The organism is Rathayibacter sp. VKM Ac-2927, assembly GCF_022815525.1.
Classification (GTDB): Bacteria; Actinomycetota; Actinomycetes; order Actinomycetales; family Microbacteriaceae; genus Rathayibacter; species Rathayibacter festucae.
The window spans coordinates 23,663-42,835 of the sequence record NZ_JALGRT010000003.1; the positions used below are offsets into that span (position 1 = coordinate 23,663).

Genomic DNA, 19,173 nt, shown 5'->3' on the forward strand with positions numbered 1-19,173 from the left:
TCCCGGCGCACCCGACAGACCCGCACCACCCGCTGGAACCGCACCACCCGACAGACACCCGCGTCGACCAGGTCGACCGAAACGTAACGGAACCCATGCAGACCGCAGACATCCGCAACCGCTGGCTCGACTTCTTCGGAAGCCGCGGGCACACCGTGGTCCCCTCCGCCTCCCTGGTCAGCGACGACCCGAGCCTCCTCTTCACCGTCGCCGGCATGGTGCCCTTCGTGCCCTACCTCACCGGGGTCGTCCCCGCGCCGTTCGACCGCGCGACGAGCGTGCAGAAGTGCATCCGCACGAACGACATCGAGGAGGTCGGCAAGACCCCTCGCCACGGCACGTTCTTCCAGATGAACGGCAACTTCTCCTTCGGCGACTACTTCAAGGAGGGGGCGATCGGCTACGCCTGGGAGCTCCTCACCGGCAGTGAGAGCGACGGCAACCTCGGCTTCGACGAGAAGGACCTCTGGGTCACCGTCTACAAGGACGACGATGAGGCCATCGCGCTCTGGAAGAAGATCGCCGGACTGCCCGACGAGCGGATCCAGCGCCTCGACAAGGACACCAACTACTGGTCGACCGGCCAGCCCGGCCCCGCCGGGCCCTGCTCGGAGATCTTCTTCGACCGCGGGCCCGCCTACGGCATCGAGGGCGGCCCGGCCACCGACGACGACCGCTACGTCGAGATCTGGAACCTCGTCTTCATGCAGTACCTGCGCGGGCAAGGCACGAGCAAGGTCGACTTCGACATCCTCGGCGAGCTGCCGAGCAAGAACATCGACACCGGCATGGGTCTCGAGCGCGTCGCGTTCCTCAAGCAGGGCGTCGAGAACATGTACGAGATCGACCAGGTGCGCCCGGTGCTCGACCGCGCCGCCGAGCTCTCGGGCCGCCGCTACGGCGCCGTGCACGAGGACGACGTGCGGATGCGCGTCATCGCCGACCACGTCCGCTCCTCGCTGATGCTGCTCTCCGACGGCGTGACGCCGTCCAACGAGGGCCGCGGCTACATCCTGCGCCGCCTGATGCGCCGCACCGTGCGCGCGATGCGCCTGCTCGGAGTCGACACCGCGACGTTCCCCGAGCTGTTCACCGCCTCGCGCGACGCGATGGCCTCGGCCTACCCCGAGGTCTCCACCGAGTTCGAGCGCCTGTCGACCAGTGCCTACGGCGAGGAGGAGGCGTTCCTGCGCACGCTCGCGGCCGGCACCGAGATCCTCGACCTCGCGGTGCTGAAGACCAAGAAGGCCGAGGCGGCGACCCTGCCCGGCGACACCGCCTTCCTCCTGCACGACACCTTCGGCTTCCCGATCGACCTCACCCTCGAGATCGCCGAGGAGTCGGGCCTCAGTGTCGACCGCGAGGCGTTCGACTCCCTGATGACGGCGCAGCGCACCCGCGCGAAGGCCGACGCGAAGTCGAAGAAGAACGCCCTGGCCGACCTCTCGGTCTACGCCGACTTCCGCGCCAAGGGCGAGACGCTCTTCACGGGCTACGACGTCCTCGACACGGAGTCCCGGATCCTCGGCCTCATCGTCGGCGGCCACGCGGTCCAGAAGGCGGTCGCCGGCGACATCGCCGAGGTGATCCTCGAGGCGACCTCGCTGTACGCGGAGTCGGGCGGGCAGGAGGCCGACGCCGGCCGCATCGTCGGCAACGGCTTCGACCTCGAGGTCCTCGACGTGCAGAAGCCCGTCAAGGGCCTGATCAGCCACAAGATCCAGGTCGCCAGCGGCGAGGTCGGGGTCGGCGACGCCGCCACCTCCGTCGTCGACCGCGACTGGCGCCGCGGTGCGCGTCAGGCGCACTCCGGCACCCACCTCATCCACGCGGCGCTCCGCCAGGTCCTCGGCTCGCAGGCGCACCAGTCCGGCTCGTTCAACAAGGCCGGCTACCTGCGCCTCGACTTCTCCTGGAACCAGGCGCTCTCGCTCGAGACCCGCAGCGAGATCGAGGACATCGCCAACGGCGCGATCCGCGACAACCTCGAGGTCGTCACCCGCGAGCTCCCGCTCGACGAGGCCAAGGCGCTCGGCGCGATGGCGCTCTTCGGCGAGAAGTACGGCGAGGTCGTCCGCGTCGTCGACATCGGCGGCCCCTGGTCGCGCGAGCTGTGCGCCGGCACCCACGTCGGCACCTCCGCGGAGATCGGGCTGATCAGCCTGATCAGCGAGTCCTCGGTCGGCTCGACCAACCGCCGCGTCGAGTCGCTCGTCGGCCGCGAGGCGCTGAGGGAGCTCGTCGCCGAGCGCGCCCTGGTCAGCACCATCTCGTCCTCGCTCAAGACCCCGCGCGAGCAGCTGCCCGACCGGATCGCCGAGCTCGTTGCGAGCCTCAAGGCCGCCGAGAAGCGGATCGCGACCTTCGAGGCCCGCGCCCTCGCCGAGCGGGTCCCCGCGATCGCCGCGACGAAGCGCTCGATCAACGGCGTGACGATCGTCGCCGAGAACGTCGGCACGGCCGGCTCGGGCGACGAGCTCCGCTCGCTCGTCATCTCGGTGCGCGAGCGCCTCGGCCAGGACGCGGCGGTCGTCGCCCTCGCGGCCGACGTCGCCGGCAAGCCCGCCGTGATCGTGGCGACCACCCCCGCCGCCCGCGAGCTCGGCCGGAAGGCGGGCGTTCTCGCCCGTCGCGCGGCCGGTGTCCTCGGCGGCGGCGGAGGCGGCAAGGACGACCTCGCCCAGGGCGGCGGCTCGGACGTGTCCGCCATCGGCGCGGCGCTCGACGCCGTCGTCGAGGAGGCGACGCGCTAGATGGAGAGGTTCGGCGTCCGGCTCGGCATCGATGTGGGCCGTTCCCGCATCGGTGTCGCGTGCTGCGACGCCGACGGCCTCCTCGCCGTGCCGGTGGAGACCGTCGCGCGCGTCGCGGAGGCGCCGGACGGCGCCGACGTCGCCCGGATCGCGGCCCTCGCCGCCGAGTTCGGCGCGTCGGCGATCGTCGTCGGCCTCCCGCTGTCGCTGTCGGGCGCCGAGACGGCCTCGACGGACGACGCTCGCGCCTTCGCGGCGCGCCTCGCCTCCGCCGTCCCGACCGCCCCGGTGCGGCTCGTGGACGAGCGGCTCTCGACGGTGAGCGCCCAGAGCGCGCTGCACCGCTCGGGACGCAGCACCCGCGGCTCCCGCGCCGTGATCGACCAGGTCGCCGCCGTGGTGATCCTGCAGCACGCCATCGATTCCGAGCGCTCGTCCGGTACCCCCGCCGGATCCGCGCTCGAACCGAACGAAGGACGACCCAGCCGTGACCGACGTCCCCCCGAGCCGCCGCGCCGCCCGCGCCGCGGAGGCCGATCAGCAGAGTCAGCTCCCGCACGACCCGGAGCAGCACCCCGCTTCTGAGACGGAGCCGACGGCGCCCGACTCGATCGACCACCTGTTCGCCGGCCCCGAGGTCGGCGCCCCGCGCGACCGCGGAGAAGCCGTCGCCGCCGCGCACCCCGACGCCGCCCCCTCCACCCGCCGCCGCCGCGCGAAGCGCGAGAACAGGCCGCGACGCAGCCGTCGCGGGCTGATCGGCGGGCTCCTCGCCTTCGGCGTCTTCGTGGCCCTGGTCGCGATCGCGGTGACGATCTTCGTCGAGCCGGTCCGCGCGCTGTTCGCGGAGCCGGAGCCGACCGACTTCACCGGCACCGGCACCAGCGAGGTGGTCTTCACCATCCACCAGGGCGACGGCGGCAGCACCATCGCCGAGAACCTCGTCGCGGACGGCGTCATCAAGTCGTACACGCCATTCTACGAGCTGCTCCTCGCGGAGAACCCCGAGCCCGTCTTCCAGCCCGGTGCCTACTCGCTGAAGGCGGAGATGAGCGCGAAGGCGGCGCTGTCGGCGCTGCTCGACTCGGACTCGACGAGGCTCGCGAACACCTTCGTCATCCCGGAGGGCACCTCGCTCAAGGGCGCGCTGCCGCTGATCGCGGACGGCTCGGGCGTCGCCCTCGCCGACCTCGAGGCCGCGGCCGCGGACTGGGGCTCCTACGGGCTTCCCGCCGAGGCGACGAGCCTCGAGGGCTTCCTCTTCCCGGCGACCTACGACATCGACCCGGGCACCTCGGCGCACGACATCCTGCAGACGCTCGTGAACCGGATGTACCAGTCGCTCGACGCGGCGGGCGTTCCGGTCGAGAACCGCTACCGGACCGTCGTCTTCGCCTCGCTCGTGCAGCGCGAGGCCCGCGTCGCGGACGACTTCCCGAAGGTCGCGCGCGTCTTCCAGAACCGCCTCGACCAAGGCTGGCGCCTGCAGTCGGACGCGACCGTCGCCTACGGCACCGGGGCGACCGACCGGGTGACCACGACCGACGCGGAGCGCAACGACGCGAGCAACGTCTACAACACCTACCAGCGCGACGGCCTGCCGCCCGCGCCGATCTCGAACCCGGGCGACGTCGCCATCCAGGCGGTGCTGCAGCCCGCGGACGGCACCTGGCTCTACTTCGTCACGGTGAACCTCGAGACCGGCGAGACGGTGTACTCGACCACCGATGCGGAGCACAACGCCGCGGTGGCGCAGTGGCAGGCGTGGATGCGGGACCACCCGGAGTACCAGTGACCGCGGAGCCTGCGCCGGGCGGGCGCCGGCTGGCGGTCCTCGGCTCGCCGATCGCGCACTCGCGCTCGCCCGAGCTGCACGCGGCGGCCTACCGGGTGCTCGGGCTCGACTGGAGCTACACGGCGGTCGAGGCGACGGAGGCGACGCTCGCCGCCGTCGTCGCCGATCCGGTCGCGCTCTGGCACGGCCTGTCGCTGACGATGCCGCTCAAGCACGCGGTGCGGCCGCTGCTCGACGAGGAGGACCTGGTCGCGCGGGCGACCGGCGCCGTCAACACGGTGCTGCTCGACCGCTCCGCCGACGCACCCCGCCTGCGCGGCTTCAACACCGACGTGGCCGGGATCGTCCGGGCGCTCGGCGAGGCCGGCGTGCACTCGGCCGAGCGCGTCGAGATCCTCGGGGGAGGGGCGACCGCCGCCTCCGCCCTCGCCGCGGCGGCCGAGCTGGGCGCGGCGCGGGTCACCGTCACACTCCGCTCGCCGGAGAAGGCCGCGCCGCTGGCCGCGATCGCCGCCGCCGTCGGCGTCGCCCTCGACGTCCGCCCGTTCTCGGACTGGGACGGTGCGGACGCGGCGCCGCTGCTCGTCTCGACGCTGCCGGGCGGCGCGTCGGCCGAGCTGGCCGTGCCGGATGCGGTGGTCGCGGCCTCGACGCTCTTCGACGTGGCCTACTCGCCCTGGCCGAGTCCGCTCGCGCTGCGCTGGGGCGCGGCCGGCTCGCCCGTCGTGTCGGGGCTGGGGATGCTCCTGCACCAGGCGCTGCTGCAGGTGCGGGTGTTCGCCGGCGGCGACCCGGCCGTGCCGCTGCCGGACGAGGACGCGGTGCTCGCGGCGATGCGCGCGACGCTGCCGGCCGACTCCACCGCCTGAGCCCGCGGGGCGCGAGTCCGGTCGGGCGCGTGTGCGAGAATCGGAGGATGCTCCGTTGGCTCACGGCCGGGGAATCCCACGGCCCCGAACTCGTCGCCGTCCTCGAAGGACTGCCGGCGGGTGTCCCCGTCTCCCTCGACGACGTCCGCGCCGACCTCGCCCGGCGCAAGCTCGGCTACGGTCGCGGCGCCCGGATGAAGTTCGAGCAGGACGAGCTGAACGTCTCGTCCGGCATCCGCCACGGCGGCACGACGGGCGGCCCGATCGCGCTGCGCATCGGCAACACCGAGTGGGCGCGCTGGGTCGACGTGATGGCGGCCGAGCCGCGCGATCCCGAGACGCTGCCCAAGGGGCGCGGCGCCGCGCTCACCCGCCCGCGCCCGGGTCACGCCGACCTGGTCGGCATGCAGAAGTACGGCTTCGAGGAGTCGCGCAACGTCCTCGAGCGCGCGTCGGCCCGTGAGACGGCCGCTCGTGTCGCGCTCGGCGCCGTCGCCCGCCGCTTCCTCGGCGAGCTCGGCATCACCCTCGTGAGCCACACCCTCGCCATCGGCCCGGTCCGCGTGCCGGAGGGTTCGGCCCTGCCGACCCCCGCCGACGTCGACGCGCTGGACGCCGATCCGCTGCGCTGCCACGACGCGGCGACCAGCGCCCTGATGGTGGCCGAGGTCGACCGCGCGCACGAGGACGGCGACACCCTCGGCGGCGTCGTCGAGGTCCTCGCCTACGACCTCCCGCCGGGACTCGGCTCCTACGTGCACTGGGACCGCCGGCTCGACGCGCAGCTGGCTGCCGCGCTGATGGGCATCCAGGCGATCAAGGGCGTCGAGGTCGGCGACGGCTTCCTGACCACCACCCGCCGCGGCTCCGAGGCCCACGACGAGCTGTTCGTCGCCGAGGGCGGCATCGGCCGCTCGAGCGATCGCGCCGGCGGCACCGAGGGCGGCATGAGCACGGGCACCGTCCTGCGGGTCCGCGCCGGCATGAAGCCGATCGCCACCGTCCCGCACGCGCTGCGCACGGTCGACGTCGCGACCGGCAAGGCTGCGGGCGCGCACCACCAGCGCTCGGACGTCTGCGCGGTGCCCGCCTCGGGCGTCGTCGCGGAGGCGATGGTCGCGCTGGTGCTCGCGAACGCCGTGCTGGAGAAGTTCGGCGGCGACAGCGTCACCGAGACCCGCCGCAATCTGCAGGGCTACCTCGACGCGATCCCGGAGGAGCTGCGCACGCTCGCCGCCAGCGATCCGGCGCTCGGTCTCGTCTGATGCCCGAGCACCTACCTGGGCGGGCCCGCTGATGGCGGGTCACGATACCGGCGCGGCCCGCGCCCGCGTCGTCCTGATCGGCCCGATGGGGGCCGGCAAGACGACGATCGGCAAGCGGGTCGCGAAGGCCCTCGCGGCCGAGTTCGTCGACTCCGACGCGGAGTTCGTGCGCCGGCACGGTCCGATCGCCGCGTACTTCGACCTCCACGGCGAGGCCTCCTTCCGCGTGGAGGAGCGCCGCGTCGTCGAGCAGGCCGTCCGCCGCGGCGTCGTGCTGAGTCTGGGCGGGGGAGCGGTGCTCGACGAGGGCACGCGCGCCGACCTGGCCGGCGTCCCCGTCGTACTGCTGACCACGACCGCCGAGGCCGTGCGCGACCGGCTCGGCTCCGGCCGCCCGCTGGTGCGCGGCGGCGTCGCGGACTGGACGCGCATCTTCGAGTCGCGACGCGCCGTCTACGAGTCGCTCGCCGACACCGTCGTCGACTCCTCGCGCCGCCCGATCACGACCCTGGCAGCCGAGGTGACCGCCTGGGTGCGCGAGCGCGAGGCGGCCGTCGGCGCGCCCGCTGCCGGCACCACCGAGTCCACCGGCACCACCGAAGCCACCAGCACCACAGAACCGGCGGCCCCCACCGGCCGCCCGACCGGAAGAAGAGCATGAACGACGGCGCCACCGCCCTCACCGTCACCGGAGAGAACGGCTACGACATCACGGTCGGCCGCGGCCTCCTCGACGGCCTCGCCGACGCGATCGGCCCGCGAGCGGCCAAGGTGCTGATCGTGCACCCGCCGACCCTCGCGGTCCTCGCCGCCGAGATCCGGGAGAGCCTCCTCGACCGCTACGAGGTGCTGCTCGCCGAGGTGCCCGACGCCGAGGCCGCCAAGCGCGTCGAGGTCGCCGCCTTCTGCTGGCAGGTGATGGGTCAGTCCGACTTCACCCGGACCGACGCGGTCGTCGGCTTCGGCGGCGGCGCGATCACCGACCTGGCCGGCTTCGTCGCCGCGACCTGGCTCCGCGGGGTCGACCTCGTGCAGGTGCCGACCACGGTGCTCGGCATGGTCGACGCGGCCGTCGGCGGCAAGACCGGCATCAACACCGCCGAGGGCAAGAACCTCGTCGGCGCCTTCCACGCGCCGCGCGCCGTCGTCGCCGACCTCGACGTGCTGACGAGCCTGCCGCGCAACGAGATCCTGGCCGGCTTCGGCGAGATCGTGAAGTACGGCATGATCGCCGAGCCGCGGATCCTCGACATCATCGAGTCGGACGTGGACCTCGCGACCGACCCGACGTCGGAGGAGTTCCGCAGCCTGGTCGAGCTGTCGATCGGCATCAAGGCGCGTGTGGTGAGCGAGGACTTCACCGAGAAAGGTCTGCGCGAGATCCTCAACTACGGGCACACCCTCGGCCACGCGGTCGAGCACGCCGAGCGCTACCAGTGGCGGCACGGCGCGGCGGTCTCGGTCGGCATGATGTTCGCGGCGGAGCTGTCCCGGCTCACCGGCTCGCTCAGCGACGCCGTCGTCGATCGCCAGCGCAGCGTCCTCGAGTCGCTGACGCTGCCGACGAGCTACCCGCTCGGCCGCTGGGAGACGCTGCTCGCCGCGATGCAGCGCGACAAGAAGTCGCGCGCGGGCATGCTCCGCTTCGTGGTGCTCGACGACCTCGCTCGCCCGAGCATCCTGCAGGGGCCGGAGACGTCGCTGCTGTTCGCGGCGTACCAGGAGATCGGCGCGTAGCGGCAACTGGCGGGGTCAGCCCTGCCGGTCGTCCGGCCCGCGGTCGCCGGTGAGCGCGGCCTCGCGGGCACGGGCGTGCTCCTCCGCGCTGATCGTTCCGGCGGCGCGCAGCCGGTCGAGCTCGGCCAGGCGATCGGTGAGCGAGGAGCCCGCCGGGCCGATGCCGTGGCGGAGGTAGCGGGCGGCCATGTCCGTCTGCATCGTGGTCGGGTCGACGCCGAGCCGGCGGCCGCGACGCACATTGCGGACGATCAGCACGATGATCAGGACGATCACCGCGACGATGACGATCGGCACGATCGCGAAGACGACCGCGAACCACGGCGGAACGATGTTCTGGCCCGGGAGCGTCGGTGCGAAGAAGTCCGAGCGGGCCGCCGCGGAGACGATCCCGGAGTGAGCGGTGCTGAGGGTCATGCGACCTCCTCGGTCGTGGGCGTCCCTCCAGTCTGCTCCGGGTGCTCCGACGACGCATCGCCCGGCCGGGGGAGGCGGCCCGGCCGCTCGCGGGCCGGACCGACTACACTCGATGGGTTGGCCGGATCGGCCGATCAGCAGACTTCCACGAAACGGATCCCCCTTCGCATGGCCTCTACCACCGACATCAAGAACGGCACCGTCCTCAGCATCGACGGTCAGCTCTGGAACGTCATCGACTTCCAGCACGTGAAGCCGGGCAAGGGCGGCGCGTTCGTGCGCACCAAGATGAAGAACGTGCTGACGGGCAAGGTCGTCGACAAGACCTTCAACGCCGGCGCCAAGATCGACACGGCCAACGTCGACCGTCGCGACTTCCAGTACCTCTACCGCGACGGCGCGGACTTCGTCTTCATGGACACCTCGGACTACGACCAGATCACCGTCCCCGAGGCCGTCGTCGGCGAGGCCGCGAACTTCATGCTCGAGAACCAGAACCTCACCCTCGCCCTGCACGACGGCGACCCGCTCTACGTCGAGCTCCCCGCCTCCGTCGTGCTGGAGATCACCTACACCGAGCCGGGCCTGCAGGGCGACCGCTCGACCGGCGGCACCAAGCCCGCGACCGTCGAGACCGGCTACCAGATCCAGGTCCCGCTCTTCCTCGAGCAGGGCACCAAGGTCAAGGTCGACACCCGCACGGGCGACTACCTCGGCCGCGTCAGCTGAGCCGGGCCTTCTGTGAGCGCTCGGACGAAGGCGCGCAAGCGCGCCCTCGACATCATCTACAACGCCGACGTGCGGCAGATCTCCTTCTCGGAATCGCTGCGCTCCGAGGCGGAGCGCGCGGCCAACGAGCCGGCGCGTGAGGCCTCCTGGCTCTACGCCCGCGAGATCGTCGACGGCGTCATCGACAACGCCGACGAGATCGACGCGCTGATCGCGCAGCTCGCCAAGGGCTGGACGCTCTCGCGCATGCCGCTCGTCGACCGCGCGATCCTCCGCATCGGCGTGTGGGAGATCCTGCACAACGACGCGGTCCCGGACGGCGTCGCGATCTCCGAGGCCGTCGAGGCGGCGACCCTGCTCTCGACCGACGACTCGGCCGGCTTCATCAACGGCCTGCTCGCCTCCGTCGCCGAGTCGCACGCGACGGCCTGACGCCCGCGGGTCTCGATACGCGCCTGCGGCGCTACTCGACCAGCATGGAGGTCGCCGCCACGGCGGCCCCTTTGCATGCTGATCGAGTAGCCCGCGGAGCGGGCGTATCGAGATCCACCACCGTCAGGACGTGAGTCTGCGGATCGGCCCCCCCTGAGGACGGTGGGTCTCGATACGCCCCTGCGGGGCTACTCGACCAGCATGAAGGGCCGCCGCTGCGTTCTTCGCCTCACCGCTCGATCAGCATGATCGGGGAAGGGCTCGGCGCCTGCGCCGCTCCACGTCCGCGGCAGGCGGACCCCTATACTCGGGGAGGCATTTCCTTTAAGGCCGTCCAGAGAGACGGGGAAGGAGGTCGGTGTGACGGTACGAATCGTGCTCAGCAGCGCTGACATCACGCGCGCTCTGACGCGTATCGCTCACGAGATCCTCGAGTCGAATCGCGGCGCGGAGTCGCTGGTGATCCTCGGGATCCCGACCCGCGGAGTCGCGCTCGCGCGGCGGATCGCCGAGACGATCGCCAGGATCGAGCCCGGGGCCGACCCGGTGTTCTCCGGCTCGCTCGACGTGACGATGTACCGCGACGACCTCGCCCACCACCCGACGCGGACGCCCGCGCGCACCGCGGTCCCGGCGAGCATCGACGGCCGCACCGTCGTCCTGGTTGACGACGTGCTCTTCTCCGGCCGCACCATCCGCGCGGCCCTCGACGCGCTGAGCGACATCGGCCGCCCCCGGGCCGTCCGTCTCGCCGCCCTGGTCGACCGCGGACACCGCGAGCTGCCGATCCGCGCGGACTTCGTCGGCAAGAACCTGCCCAGCAGCCTCAGCGAGCGGATCAACGTCCGCCTGGTCGAGACCGACGGCGAGGACCTCGTCGCGATCGAGTCCGCACCGGACGGAGGCCCCCAATGAGGCACCTGCTCTCCACCCGCGACCTCGACCGCGCCACCGCGATCGGCCTCCTCGACATCGCCGAGGACATGTCGGACGTGCAGAACCGCGAGGTCAAGAAGCTGCCGACCCTGCGCGGCAAGACCGTGGTCAACCTCTTCTTCGAGGACTCCACCCGCACCCGCATCTCGTTCGAGGCCGCGGCGAAGCGGCTCTCGGCCGACGTGATCAACTTCAGCGCGAAGGGCTCCAGCGTCTCCAAGGGCGAGAGCCTCAAGGACACCGCGCAGACCCTCGCGGCGATGGGCGCGGACGGCGTCGTCATCCGCCACCACGCCTCCGGCGCCCCGGCCGTGCTCGCGGCCAGCGGCTGGATCGACGCCGCCATCCTCAACGCCGGCGACGGCACGCACGAGCACCCCACCCAGGCGCTGCTCGACGCCTTCACCATCCGCCGCCGGCTGCACGGCGCCGCCGCCTCCCGCGGCAAGAGCCTCGACGGCGTCGCCGTCACGATCGTCGGCGACATCCTGCACTCGCGGGTCGCCCGCTCCAACGTCTGGCTGCTGACCGCGCTCGGCGCGGAGGTCACCCTCGTCGCCCCGCCCACGCTCGTCCCCGTCGACACGCTCGACTGGCCGGCCACGATCCGCTTCGACCTCGACGACGCGATCGACTCCGGGCTGCCCGACGTGGTGATGCTGCTGCGCATCCAGCTGGAGCGGATGTCGAGCGGCTTCTTCCCCAACGGCCGCGAGTACGCGCGCATCTGGGGCCTGGACGACGAGCGGCTCGCCCGCCTCGGCCCGGATACCATCGTGATGCACCCCGGACCCATGAACAGGGGCGTCGAGATCTCCTCGGCCGCCGCCGATTCGAGCCGCTCCACGGTGCTCGAGCAGGTCGCGAACGGGGTGTCCGTGCGGATGGCGGCGCTGTACCTGCTGCTGTCCGGTGAAAGGGAGGTCCTGTGATGACCGGTACGAGGATCCTCCTCTCGGGAGCGACGCTCGCCGACGCGACGACGGCCGACGTCCTGATCGACGGCGGGACGATCGTCGAGATCGGCACCGACGTCGACTCGAGCGGCGCGCGCGTGATCGACGCCGACGGGCTCCTGGCGCTGCCGGGTCTCGTCGACCTGCACACCCACCTCCGCGAGCCCGGCTTCGAGCAGAGCGAGACCGTGCTGACCGGCACGCGCGCCGCGGCGGCGGGCGGCTTCACCGCGGTCTTCGCGATGGCGAACACCTCGCCGGTGCAGGACACGGCCGGCGTCGTCGAGCAGGTGCAGAGCTTGGGCGAGGACGCGGGCTACGCCACCGTCCGCCCGATCGGCGCCGTCACCGTCGGCCTCGCGGGGGAGTCGCTCGCCGAGCTCGGCGCGATGGCCCGCAGCCGTGCCGCGGTGCGGGTCTTCTCGGACGACGGCAAGTGCGTCTCGGACGCGCTGCTGATGCGCCGCGCGCTCGAGTACGTGAAGGCCTTCGACGGGGTCGTCGCCCAGCACGCGCAGGAGCCGCGGCTCACCGTCGGCGCGCAGATGAACGAGGGCGCCGTCTCCAGCGCCCTCGGGCTGCAGGGCTGGCCGGCCGTGGCGGAGGAGGCGATCATCGCCCGCGACGTGCTGCTGGCCGAGCACGTCGGCTCGCGCCTGCACGTCTGCCACGTCTCGACCGCCGGCTCCGTCGACGTGATCCGCTGGGCCAAGGCCCGCGGCATCGACGTGACGGCCGAGGTCACCCCGCACCACCTGCTGCTCTCCGAGCAGCTGATCGCGGGGGTCGACGGCGCCCCGGGCTACGACGCCCGCTACAAGGTCAACCCGCCGCTGCGCCGCGACGAGGACGTGCTCGCCCTCCGCGAGGCCCTCGCCGACGGCACCATCGACATCGTCGCCACCGACCACGCCCCGCACCCGGTCGAGGCGAAGGACTGCGAGTGGGACGCCGCCGCCTTCGGCATGGTCGGCCTCGAGAGCGCTCTGAGCGTCGTGCACGCCGCGGTCGTCGAGGACGGCCGGCTGAGCTGGACGGACGTCGCCCGCGTGCTCTCCTCCGCCCCCGCGCGGATCGGCCGGCTCGACGGCTACCAGCACGGCCTCGCCGTCGGCGCCGCGGCCAACGTCGTCCTCTACGACCCCGAGGTCCGCCGCCGCTTCTCCACCGGCGACCTGCGCGGGCGCAGCACCAACTCGCCGTACCTCGGCCGGGAGCTGCCGGGCCGCGTCGTCGCGACGCTGCACCGCGGCGTCCCGACCGTCCTCGACGGCGAGCTCGTCGACGCGGCGACCGTCGCCGCGGCAGCGAGGGGCGCCCGTGGATAGGACCGCCATCGCGATCGTCATCGCCGCGGCCGTCACCCTCGTCTTCATCGGCATGGCGCTGTCCTGGCGCGCGCGCCGGCGCCGCTCCGCCGCGCTCGCCCCCGAGGCCGTGCCCGCCGCGTCGCTCGGCGCCGAGCGCGAGGCGGTCGAGCTGCCCTACGTCGCGACCACCCGCTTCGAGCAGCCGCTCGAGCGCGTGGTGCTGCCGGGCCTCGGCTTCCGCGGCCGGGCGACGCTCCGCCTGCACGAGCGCGGCGTGGTGATCGCCCCGGTCGGCGAGCGCGAGACCGTGATCCCCGCGGCGCTCCTCCGCGGTGCCGGAGAGGGCTCCTACGCCATCGACCGCGCGGTCGAGGAGGGCGGGCTGCTCGTGCTCTCCTGGTCGCCGCGCGGCGAGGAGATCGTGGACAGCTACCTCCGCGTGGCCGATCCGGCGCTCCGACGACGACTGGTCGACGAGCTCCAGCGGCTCGCCGGCCCCGATTCCTCCCCCTCCCACCCCGGAACCGCCGACGGCGGCTCCGACTCGATCCAGAAGGGCTCCTAGTCCGTGCCAACCACACGCCTCAGCACCGAACCCACCGCCGTCCTCGTCCTCGAGGACGGGCGACGATTCTCGGGTCAGGCCTACGGCGCACGCGGCCGCACGCTCGGTGAGATCGTCTTCGCGACCGGCATGACCGGCTACCAGGAGACGCTGACCGACCCGTCCTACGCGGGTCAGATCGTCGTGCAGACCGCCCCGCACATCGGCAACACCGGGATGAACGACGAGGACGAGGAGTCGCGCCGCATCTGGGTCGCCGGCTACGTCGTCCGCGACCCCTCCCGTGTGGTCTCGAACTTCCGCTCGCAGCGCTCGCTCGACGACGACCTGGAGAAGGACGGCATCGTCGGCATCTCCGGGGTCGACACCCGCGCGATCACCCGGCACATCCGCTCGCTCGGCTCGATGCGCTCCGGCGTCTTCTCCGGCGAGGACCTCGCCCTCCCCGAGGAGGAGCAGCTCGCCCTGGTGCTCGGCGGCGCGCAGATGGCGGGGCTGAACCTCTCGTCCTCCGTCTCCACCGAGGAGCGCTACACCGTGCCCGCGCAGGGCGAGCGCGTCGGCTCGGTCGCCGTGATCGACCTGGGCGTGAAGACCTCGACGGTCAACTACCTCTCCGAGCGCGGCTTCGACGTGCACGTCCTGCCCGAGTCGACGACCGCCGAGCAGGTGCTCGCGCTCGACCCCTCCGCGCTGTTCTTCTCGAACGGGCCCGGCGACCCGGAGGCCTCCGACCGCCACGTCGACCTGCTGCGCACCACGCTCCGCGCCGACCTGCCGTTCTTCGGCATCTGCTTCGGCAACCAGCTGCTCGGCCGCGCGCTCGGCTTCGGCACCTACAAGCTGCCGTTCGGCCACCGCGGGATCAACCAGCCGGTCCTCGACAAGCTGACCGGCCGGGTGGAGATCACCTCGCAGAACCACGGCTTCGCGGTCGACGCGCCGATCGACGGCGAGCTCGACTCGCCCGAGGGCTTCGGCCGTGTCGAGGTCAGCCACTACAGCCTCAACGACTCGGTCGTCGAGGGCCTGCGCTGCCTCGACATCCCCGCGTTCTCGGTCCAGTACCACCCGGAGGCGGCGGCCGGCCCGCACGACTCGAACCACCTCTTCGACCGCTTCCGCGCCATGGTCGTGCAGCGCACGGCCGAGCAGGGCGGCGCCGAGCCCGCCACCGCAGACTCCACCACCTCGACCGACACCACCGCCTCGACCACCGGAGAGCAGAAGTAATGCCCCGCAGGGAAGACATCAGAAGCGTCCTCGTCATCGGCTCCGGCCCGATCGTGATCGGCCAGGCGGTCGAGTTCGACTACTCGGGCACTCAGGCCTGCCGCGTGCTGCGCGAGGAGGGCGTCCGCGTCATCCTCGTCAACTCCAACCCGGCGACGATCATGACCGACCCGGACTTCGCCGACGCGACCTACGTCGAGCCGATCACCCCGAAGGCGATCGAGGCGATCATCGCCAAGGAGCGCCCCGACGCGATCCTGCCGACCCTCGGCGGCCAGACCGCGCTCAACGCCGCGATCCAGCTGCACGACCTCGGAATCCTGGAGAAGTACGACGTCGAGCTGATCGGCGCGAGCTTCGAGGCGATCAACCGCGGCGAGGACCGCCAGATCTTCAAGCAGCTCGTGCTGGACGCGGGTGCCGACGTCGCCAAGTCGTACATCGCGCACACCGTCGAGGAGGCGATCGGCTTCGCCGAGGACCTCGGCTACCCGCTGGTCATCCGGCCCTCCTTCACCATGGGCGGTCTCGGCTCCGGCTTCGCGCACTCGGTCGACGAGCTCGTGCGGATGGTCGGCGACGGCCTGCACCAGAGCCCGACCACCGAGGTGCTCCTCGAGGAGTCGATCCTCGGCTGGAAGGAGTACGAGCTCGAGCTGATGCGCGACACGGCCGACAACACGGTCGTCGTCTGCTCGATCGAGAACGTCGACCCCGTCGGCGTGCACACCGGCGACTCGATCACGGTCGCTCCGGCGCTGACCCTGACCGACCGCGAGTACCAGAAGCTGCGCGACATCGGCATCCGGATCATCCGCGACGTGGGCGTGGACACCGGCGGCTGCAACATCCAGTTCGCGATCGACCCCGCCGACGGCCGGATCATCGTGATCGAGATGAACCCGCGCGTCTCGCGCTCGTCGGCGCTGGCCTCGAAGGCGACCGGCTTCCCGATCGCCAAGATCGCCGCGAAGCTCGCGATCGGCTACCGCCTCGACGAGATCCCGAACGACATCACCAAGGTGACCCCGGCGAGCTTCGAGCCGACCCTCGACTACGTCGTGGTCAAGGTGCCGCGCTTCGCCTTCGAGAAGTTCCCGGCCGCCGACAAGACGCTGACCACGACCATGAAGTCGGTCGGCGAGGCGATGGCGATCGGCCGCAACTACGCGCAGGCGCTGCAGAAGGCGCTCCGCTCGCTCGAGAAGCGCGGCTCCTCCTTCCACTGGGGCGATCAGACGCGCTCGGTCGAGGAGCTGCTCGAGATCGCGAAGACCCCGACCGACGGCCGCATCGTCACCGTGCAGCAGGCACTGCGCCTGGGCGCGAGCGTCGAGCAGGCCTTCGAGGCGACCAAGATCGACCCGTGGTTCCTCGACCAGATCGTGCTGATCAACGAGATCGCGGAGCTGGTGCGCGAGCACGACGGCCTCGACGCCGGCGTCCTGCGCCTGGCGAAGGACCACGGCTTCTCCGACGTGCAGATCGCCCAGCTGCGCGGTCTCGACGAGGCCGAGGTGCGCCGCACCCGCTACGACCTCGCCGTCCGCCCGGTCTACAAGACGGTCGACACCTGCGCCGGCGAGTTCCCGGCGCTGACGCCGTACCACTACTCCTCCTACGACGAGGAGACCGAGGTCGTCGCGGCCGACCGCCGCAAGGTCGTCATCCTCGGCTCCGGCCCGAACCGCATCGGCCAGGGCGTCGAGTTCGACTACTCCTGCGTGCACGCGTCGTTCGCGCTCTCGGCCGCCGGGTTCGAGACGATCATGATCAACTGCAACCCGGAGACGGTCTCGACCGACTACGACACCTCCGACCGCCTGTACTTCGAGCCGCTGACGCTCGAGGACGTGCTCGAGGTCATCCACGCGGAGTCGCAGTCCGGCGAGCTCGTCGGCGTCGTCGTGCAGCTGGGCGGCCAGACCGCGCTCGGTCTCGCCGCCGGCCTCGAGGCCGAGGGCGTGCCGATCCTCGGCACCACGCCCGCCAACATCGACCTCGCGGAGGAGCGCGGCGCGTTCTCCCGGATCCTCGACGAGGCCGGCCTGCTCGCCCCGCGCAACGGCACGGCGACCGACCTCGGGGGCGCCCTCGAGGTCGCGGTGGAGATCGGCTACCCCGTTCTCGTCCGCCCGTCGTTCGTCCTCGGCGGCCGCGGCATGGAGATCGTCTACGGCTCCCCGCAGCTCGAGGACTACTTCGCCCGGATGGCCGACGAGGGGATCATCGACGCGACGCACCCGCTGCTCGTCGACCGCTTCCTCGACGACGCGATCGAGATCGACGTCGACGCGCTCTACGACGGCGAGCAGCTCTACATCGGCGGCGTGATGGAGCACATCGAGGAGGCCGGCATCCACTCCGGCGACTCGGCCTGCACGCTGCCGCCGGTCACCCTGGGCCGCCAGCAGATCGACAAGGTCCGCGAGGCGACCCTCGCCATCGCCGAGGGCGTCGGCGTCCGCGGCCTGCTCAACGTGCAGTTCGCGATCGGCCAGGGCGTGCTCTACGTCCTCGAGGCGAACCCGCGCGCCTCGCGCACCGTGCCGTTCGTCTCGAAGGCGCTCGGCATCCCGCTCGCGAAGGCCGCCTCGCGCCTGATGGTCGGCGAGACCATCGCCGAGCTCAAGGCCGAGGGCCTGCTGCCCGAGCGCGACGGCTCCGACGTGCCGATGGACTCGCCGATCGCGGTGAAGGAGGCGGTCCTGCCGTTCAAGCGCTTCCGCACCAAGGAGGGCAAGATCGTCGACTCGCTGCTCGGCCCCGAGATGCGCTCGACCGGCGAGGTCATGGGCATCGACCGCGACTTCCCCCGGGCGTTCGCGAAGAGCCAGGAGGCGGCCTACGGCGGGATGCCCGCCAGCGGCACCGTGTTCATCTCGGTCGCCGATCGCGACAAGCGCTCGATCGTGCTGCCTGCGTTGCGCCTGCGCCAGCTCGGCTTCGAGATCCTCGCCACCGAGGGCACGGCCGAGGTGCTCAACCGCAACGGCATCCAGGCCCGGGTCGTCCGCAAGTACAGCGAGGAGGCCGTCGACGACGCGCCCTCGATCGTGGAGCTGGTCAACCGCGACCAGGTCGACGTCGTGATCAACACGCCGAGCGGCGGGGCCTCCCGTGCCGACGGCTACGAGATCCGCGCCGCCGCGGTCGCCGCGGACAAGCCGCTGTTCACCACCATCGCCCAGCTCGCCGCGGCCGTCGCCTCGCTCGACGCCGCCGCCGAGCCGTTCGAGGTGACGAGCCTGCAGGACTACGCGGTCCGCCGGGCGGAGCGCACCGCGTGACGGACGCCGTCGCGCAGCCGGGCGCCGAGTCCTTCGGCGCCCGGCTCGAGGCCGCGTTCGACGCGTTCGGGCAGCTCTGCGTCGGGATCGATCCGCACGCGTTCCTGCTCGACTCCTGGGGCCTGGACGACAGCGCGGCGGGCCTGGAGTCCTTCGGCCGGCGGGTCGTCGAGGCCTCGGCCGGCCGGGTCGGCCTGGTCAAGCCGCAGGTCGCGTTCTTCGAGCGGCACGGCTCCGCGGGCTACGCGGCGCTCGAGCGCGTCCTCGCCGACGCGCGCGCCGCGGGCCTGCTGGTCATCGCGGACGCGAAGCGCGGCGACATCGGCACGAGCGTCACGGCCTACGCCGAGGCCTGGCTCCGGCCGGGCTCGCCGCTCGAGGCCGACGCGATGACGGCCGCCGCCTACCAGGGCGTCGGCTCGCTCGAGGGCATGCTCGCGCTGGCCGAGGAGTCGGGCAAGGGCGTCTTCGTCCTCGCCGCTACCTCCAACGCCGAGGCGCGGCCGGTGCAGCGCGCGCTGCTGCAGGACGGGCCCGCCGCCGGCTCGACCGTGGCGCGCGCGGTGCTGGCCGACGTGGCATCCTGGAACGCGGGACACGCGCGCTCGTCGATCGGCTCGGTCGGCGTCGTGCTCGGGGCCACGGTCGCGCTCGGCGACTACGGCATCGGCACGGGCACTCCGCTCCGCCCCGCACTGCCGGTGCTGGCGCCCGGCTTCGGCCACCAGGGCGCCGACACCGCGGACGCGTCGCGGCTGTTCGGAGCGCTGGCCGCCTCGACGATCGTGAGCGAATCGCGCAGTGTCCTCGGCGCCGGCCCGGACGGGATCGCCGCCGAGATCGACCGCCGAGCCGCACACCTCCAGGAGACCCTTGTCCGCTGAAG

General features: G+C 72.3%; 17 protein-coding genes. 16 read left to right on the forward strand and 1 reads right to left on the reverse strand.

Going from position 1 to position 19,173, the window contains the following annotated elements; genetic code table 11:
• Positions 1-95: 95 nt before the first annotated feature.
• The 7 genes from alaS to aroB are packed head-to-tail and all read left to right on the forward strand — an operon-like array spanning position 96 to position 8,419.
• Positions 96-2,753 (forward strand): alanine--tRNA ligase, encoded by a 2,658-nt coding sequence (gene alaS, locus MT353_RS09260; RefSeq protein ID WP_243599939.1) that lies wholly within the window; start codon positions 96-98, stop codon positions 2,751-2,753.
• Entirely contained in the window at positions 2,754-3,338 is a 585-nt protein-coding gene (gene ruvX, locus MT353_RS09265; protein WP_374204704.1) for a Holliday junction resolvase RuvX, read from the forward strand.
• Positions 3,241-4,548 carry an endolytic transglycosylase MltG gene (gene mltG / locus MT353_RS09270; protein ID WP_243624245.1) on the forward strand — a complete coding sequence of 436 codons (1,308 nt, stop codon included), beginning with the start codon at positions 3,241-3,243 and terminating at the stop codon, positions 4,546-4,548. Before ruvX ends, mltG begins: the two co-directional genes overlap by 98 nt.
• A complete protein-coding gene (locus MT353_RS09275; RefSeq protein WP_243624246.1) occupies positions 4,545-5,417 on the forward strand; it encodes a shikimate dehydrogenase in 873 nt (290 codons plus the stop codon). The genes mltG and MT353_RS09275 overlap by 4 nt, the downstream gene beginning before the upstream one ends.
• Before the next feature lie 47 nt (positions 5,418-5,464).
• Positions 5,465-6,682, forward strand: coding sequence for a chorismate synthase (gene aroC, locus MT353_RS09280; RefSeq protein WP_243624247.1), 1,218 nt, complete (start codon positions 5,465-5,467; stop codon positions 6,680-6,682).
• 31 nt (positions 6,683-6,713) lie between these two features.
• The gene (locus MT353_RS09285) at positions 6,714-7,343 is read left to right on the forward strand and encodes a shikimate kinase (RefSeq protein WP_243599942.1); all 630 of its coding nucleotides are present in this window, start codon (positions 6,714-6,716) and stop codon (positions 7,341-7,343) included.
• The gene (gene aroB / locus MT353_RS09290) at positions 7,340-8,419 is read left to right on the forward strand and encodes a 3-dehydroquinate synthase (protein WP_123446214.1); all 1,080 of its coding nucleotides are present in this window, start codon (positions 7,340-7,342) and stop codon (positions 8,417-8,419) included. Before MT353_RS09285 ends, aroB begins: the two co-directional genes overlap by 4 nt.
• A 15-nt stretch (positions 8,420-8,434) precedes the next feature.
• Here the strand turns inward: aroB and MT353_RS09295 are convergent, their stop codons facing one another.
• Positions 8,435-8,836 (reverse strand): hypothetical protein, encoded by a 402-nt coding sequence (locus MT353_RS09295; RefSeq protein WP_243616249.1) that lies wholly within the window; start codon positions 8,834-8,836, stop codon positions 8,435-8,437.
• 168 nt (positions 8,837-9,004) lie between these two features.
• On the opposite strand from MT353_RS09295, the gene efp reads away from it, so the two are divergent.
• The 9 genes from efp (at position 9,005) to pyrF (ending at position 19,171) form a co-directional block, all read left to right on the forward strand.
• On the forward strand, positions 9,005-9,565 hold the full coding sequence (efp, locus tag MT353_RS09300; protein WP_243599944.1) for an elongation factor P: 561 nt from the start codon (positions 9,005-9,007) through the stop codon (positions 9,563-9,565).
• A 12-nt stretch (positions 9,566-9,577) separates the two neighbouring features.
• Positions 9,578-9,997 (forward strand): transcription antitermination factor NusB, encoded by a 420-nt coding sequence (nusB, locus tag MT353_RS09305; protein WP_123446217.1) that lies wholly within the window; start codon positions 9,578-9,580, stop codon positions 9,995-9,997.
• A gap of 360 nt (positions 9,998-10,357) precedes the next feature.
• Complete coding sequence (pyrR, locus tag MT353_RS09310) at positions 10,358-10,912, forward strand: bifunctional pyr operon transcriptional regulator/uracil phosphoribosyltransferase PyrR (protein WP_243624248.1); 555 nt, start codon at positions 10,358-10,360, stop codon at positions 10,910-10,912.
• On the forward strand, positions 10,909-11,865 hold the full coding sequence (locus tag MT353_RS09315; protein ID WP_123704396.1) for an aspartate carbamoyltransferase catalytic subunit: 957 nt from the start codon (positions 10,909-10,911) through the stop codon (positions 11,863-11,865). The genes pyrR and MT353_RS09315 overlap by 4 nt, the downstream gene beginning before the upstream one ends.
• Complete coding sequence (locus MT353_RS09320) at positions 11,865-13,217, forward strand: dihydroorotase (RefSeq protein WP_243624249.1); 1,353 nt, start codon at positions 11,865-11,867, stop codon at positions 13,215-13,217. The genes MT353_RS09315 and MT353_RS09320 overlap by 1 nt, the downstream gene beginning before the upstream one ends.
• The gene (locus MT353_RS09325) at positions 13,210-13,764 is read left to right on the forward strand and encodes a hypothetical protein (RefSeq protein WP_243624250.1); all 555 of its coding nucleotides are present in this window, start codon (positions 13,210-13,212) and stop codon (positions 13,762-13,764) included. The genes MT353_RS09320 and MT353_RS09325 overlap by 8 nt, the downstream gene beginning before the upstream one ends.
• Positions 13,765-13,767: 3 nt before the next feature.
• A complete protein-coding gene (gene carA / locus MT353_RS09330) occupies positions 13,768-14,997 on the forward strand; it encodes a glutamine-hydrolyzing carbamoyl-phosphate synthase small subunit (protein WP_243624251.1) in 1,230 nt (409 codons plus the stop codon).
• Complete coding sequence (carB, locus tag MT353_RS09335; RefSeq protein ID WP_243624252.1) at positions 14,997-18,287, forward strand: carbamoyl-phosphate synthase large subunit; 3,291 nt, start codon at positions 14,997-14,999, stop codon at positions 18,285-18,287. Before carA ends, carB begins: the two co-directional genes overlap by 1 nt.
• Positions 18,284-19,171 carry an orotidine-5'-phosphate decarboxylase gene (gene pyrF / locus MT353_RS09340; RefSeq protein WP_243599948.1) on the forward strand — a complete coding sequence of 296 codons (888 nt, stop codon included), beginning with the start codon at positions 18,284-18,286 and terminating at the stop codon, positions 19,169-19,171. The genes carB and pyrF overlap by 4 nt, the downstream gene beginning before the upstream one ends.
• The last annotated feature ends 2 nt before the right edge of the window (positions 19,172-19,173 follow it).

Excerpts from the sequence above, each read along its gene's own strand:
- MT353_RS09315 (WP_123704396.1), top strand. The coding sequence starts at position 10,909 with ATGAGGCACCTGCTCTCCACCCGCGACCTCGACCGCGCCACCGCGATC.
- ruvX (WP_374204704.1), top strand. The coding sequence starts at position 2,754 with ATGGAGAGGTTCGGCGTCCGGCTCGGCATCGATGTGGGCCGTTCCCGC.
- MT353_RS09295 (WP_243616249.1), bottom strand. The coding sequence starts at position 8,836 with ATGACCCTCAGCACCGCTCACTCCGGGATCGTCTCCGCGGCGGCCCGC.
- aroC (WP_243624247.1), top strand. The coding sequence starts at position 5,465 with ATGCTCCGTTGGCTCACGGCCGGGGAATCCCACGGCCCCGAACTCGTC.
- efp (WP_243599944.1), top strand. The coding sequence starts at position 9,005 with ATGGCCTCTACCACCGACATCAAGAACGGCACCGTCCTCAGCATCGAC.
- alaS (WP_243599939.1), top strand. The coding sequence starts at position 96 with ATGCAGACCGCAGACATCCGCAACCGCTGGCTCGACTTCTTCGGAAGC.
- carB (WP_243624252.1), top strand. The coding sequence starts at position 14,997 with ATGCCCCGCAGGGAAGACATCAGAAGCGTCCTCGTCATCGGCTCCGGC.
- MT353_RS09320 (WP_243624249.1), top strand. The coding sequence starts at position 11,865 with ATGACCGGTACGAGGATCCTCCTCTCGGGAGCGACGCTCGCCGACGCG.
- aroB (WP_123446214.1), top strand. The coding sequence starts at position 7,340 with ATGAACGACGGCGCCACCGCCCTCACCGTCACCGGAGAGAACGGCTAC.
- MT353_RS09285 (WP_243599942.1), top strand. The coding sequence starts at position 6,714 with ATGGCGGGTCACGATACCGGCGCGGCCCGCGCCCGCGTCGTCCTGATC.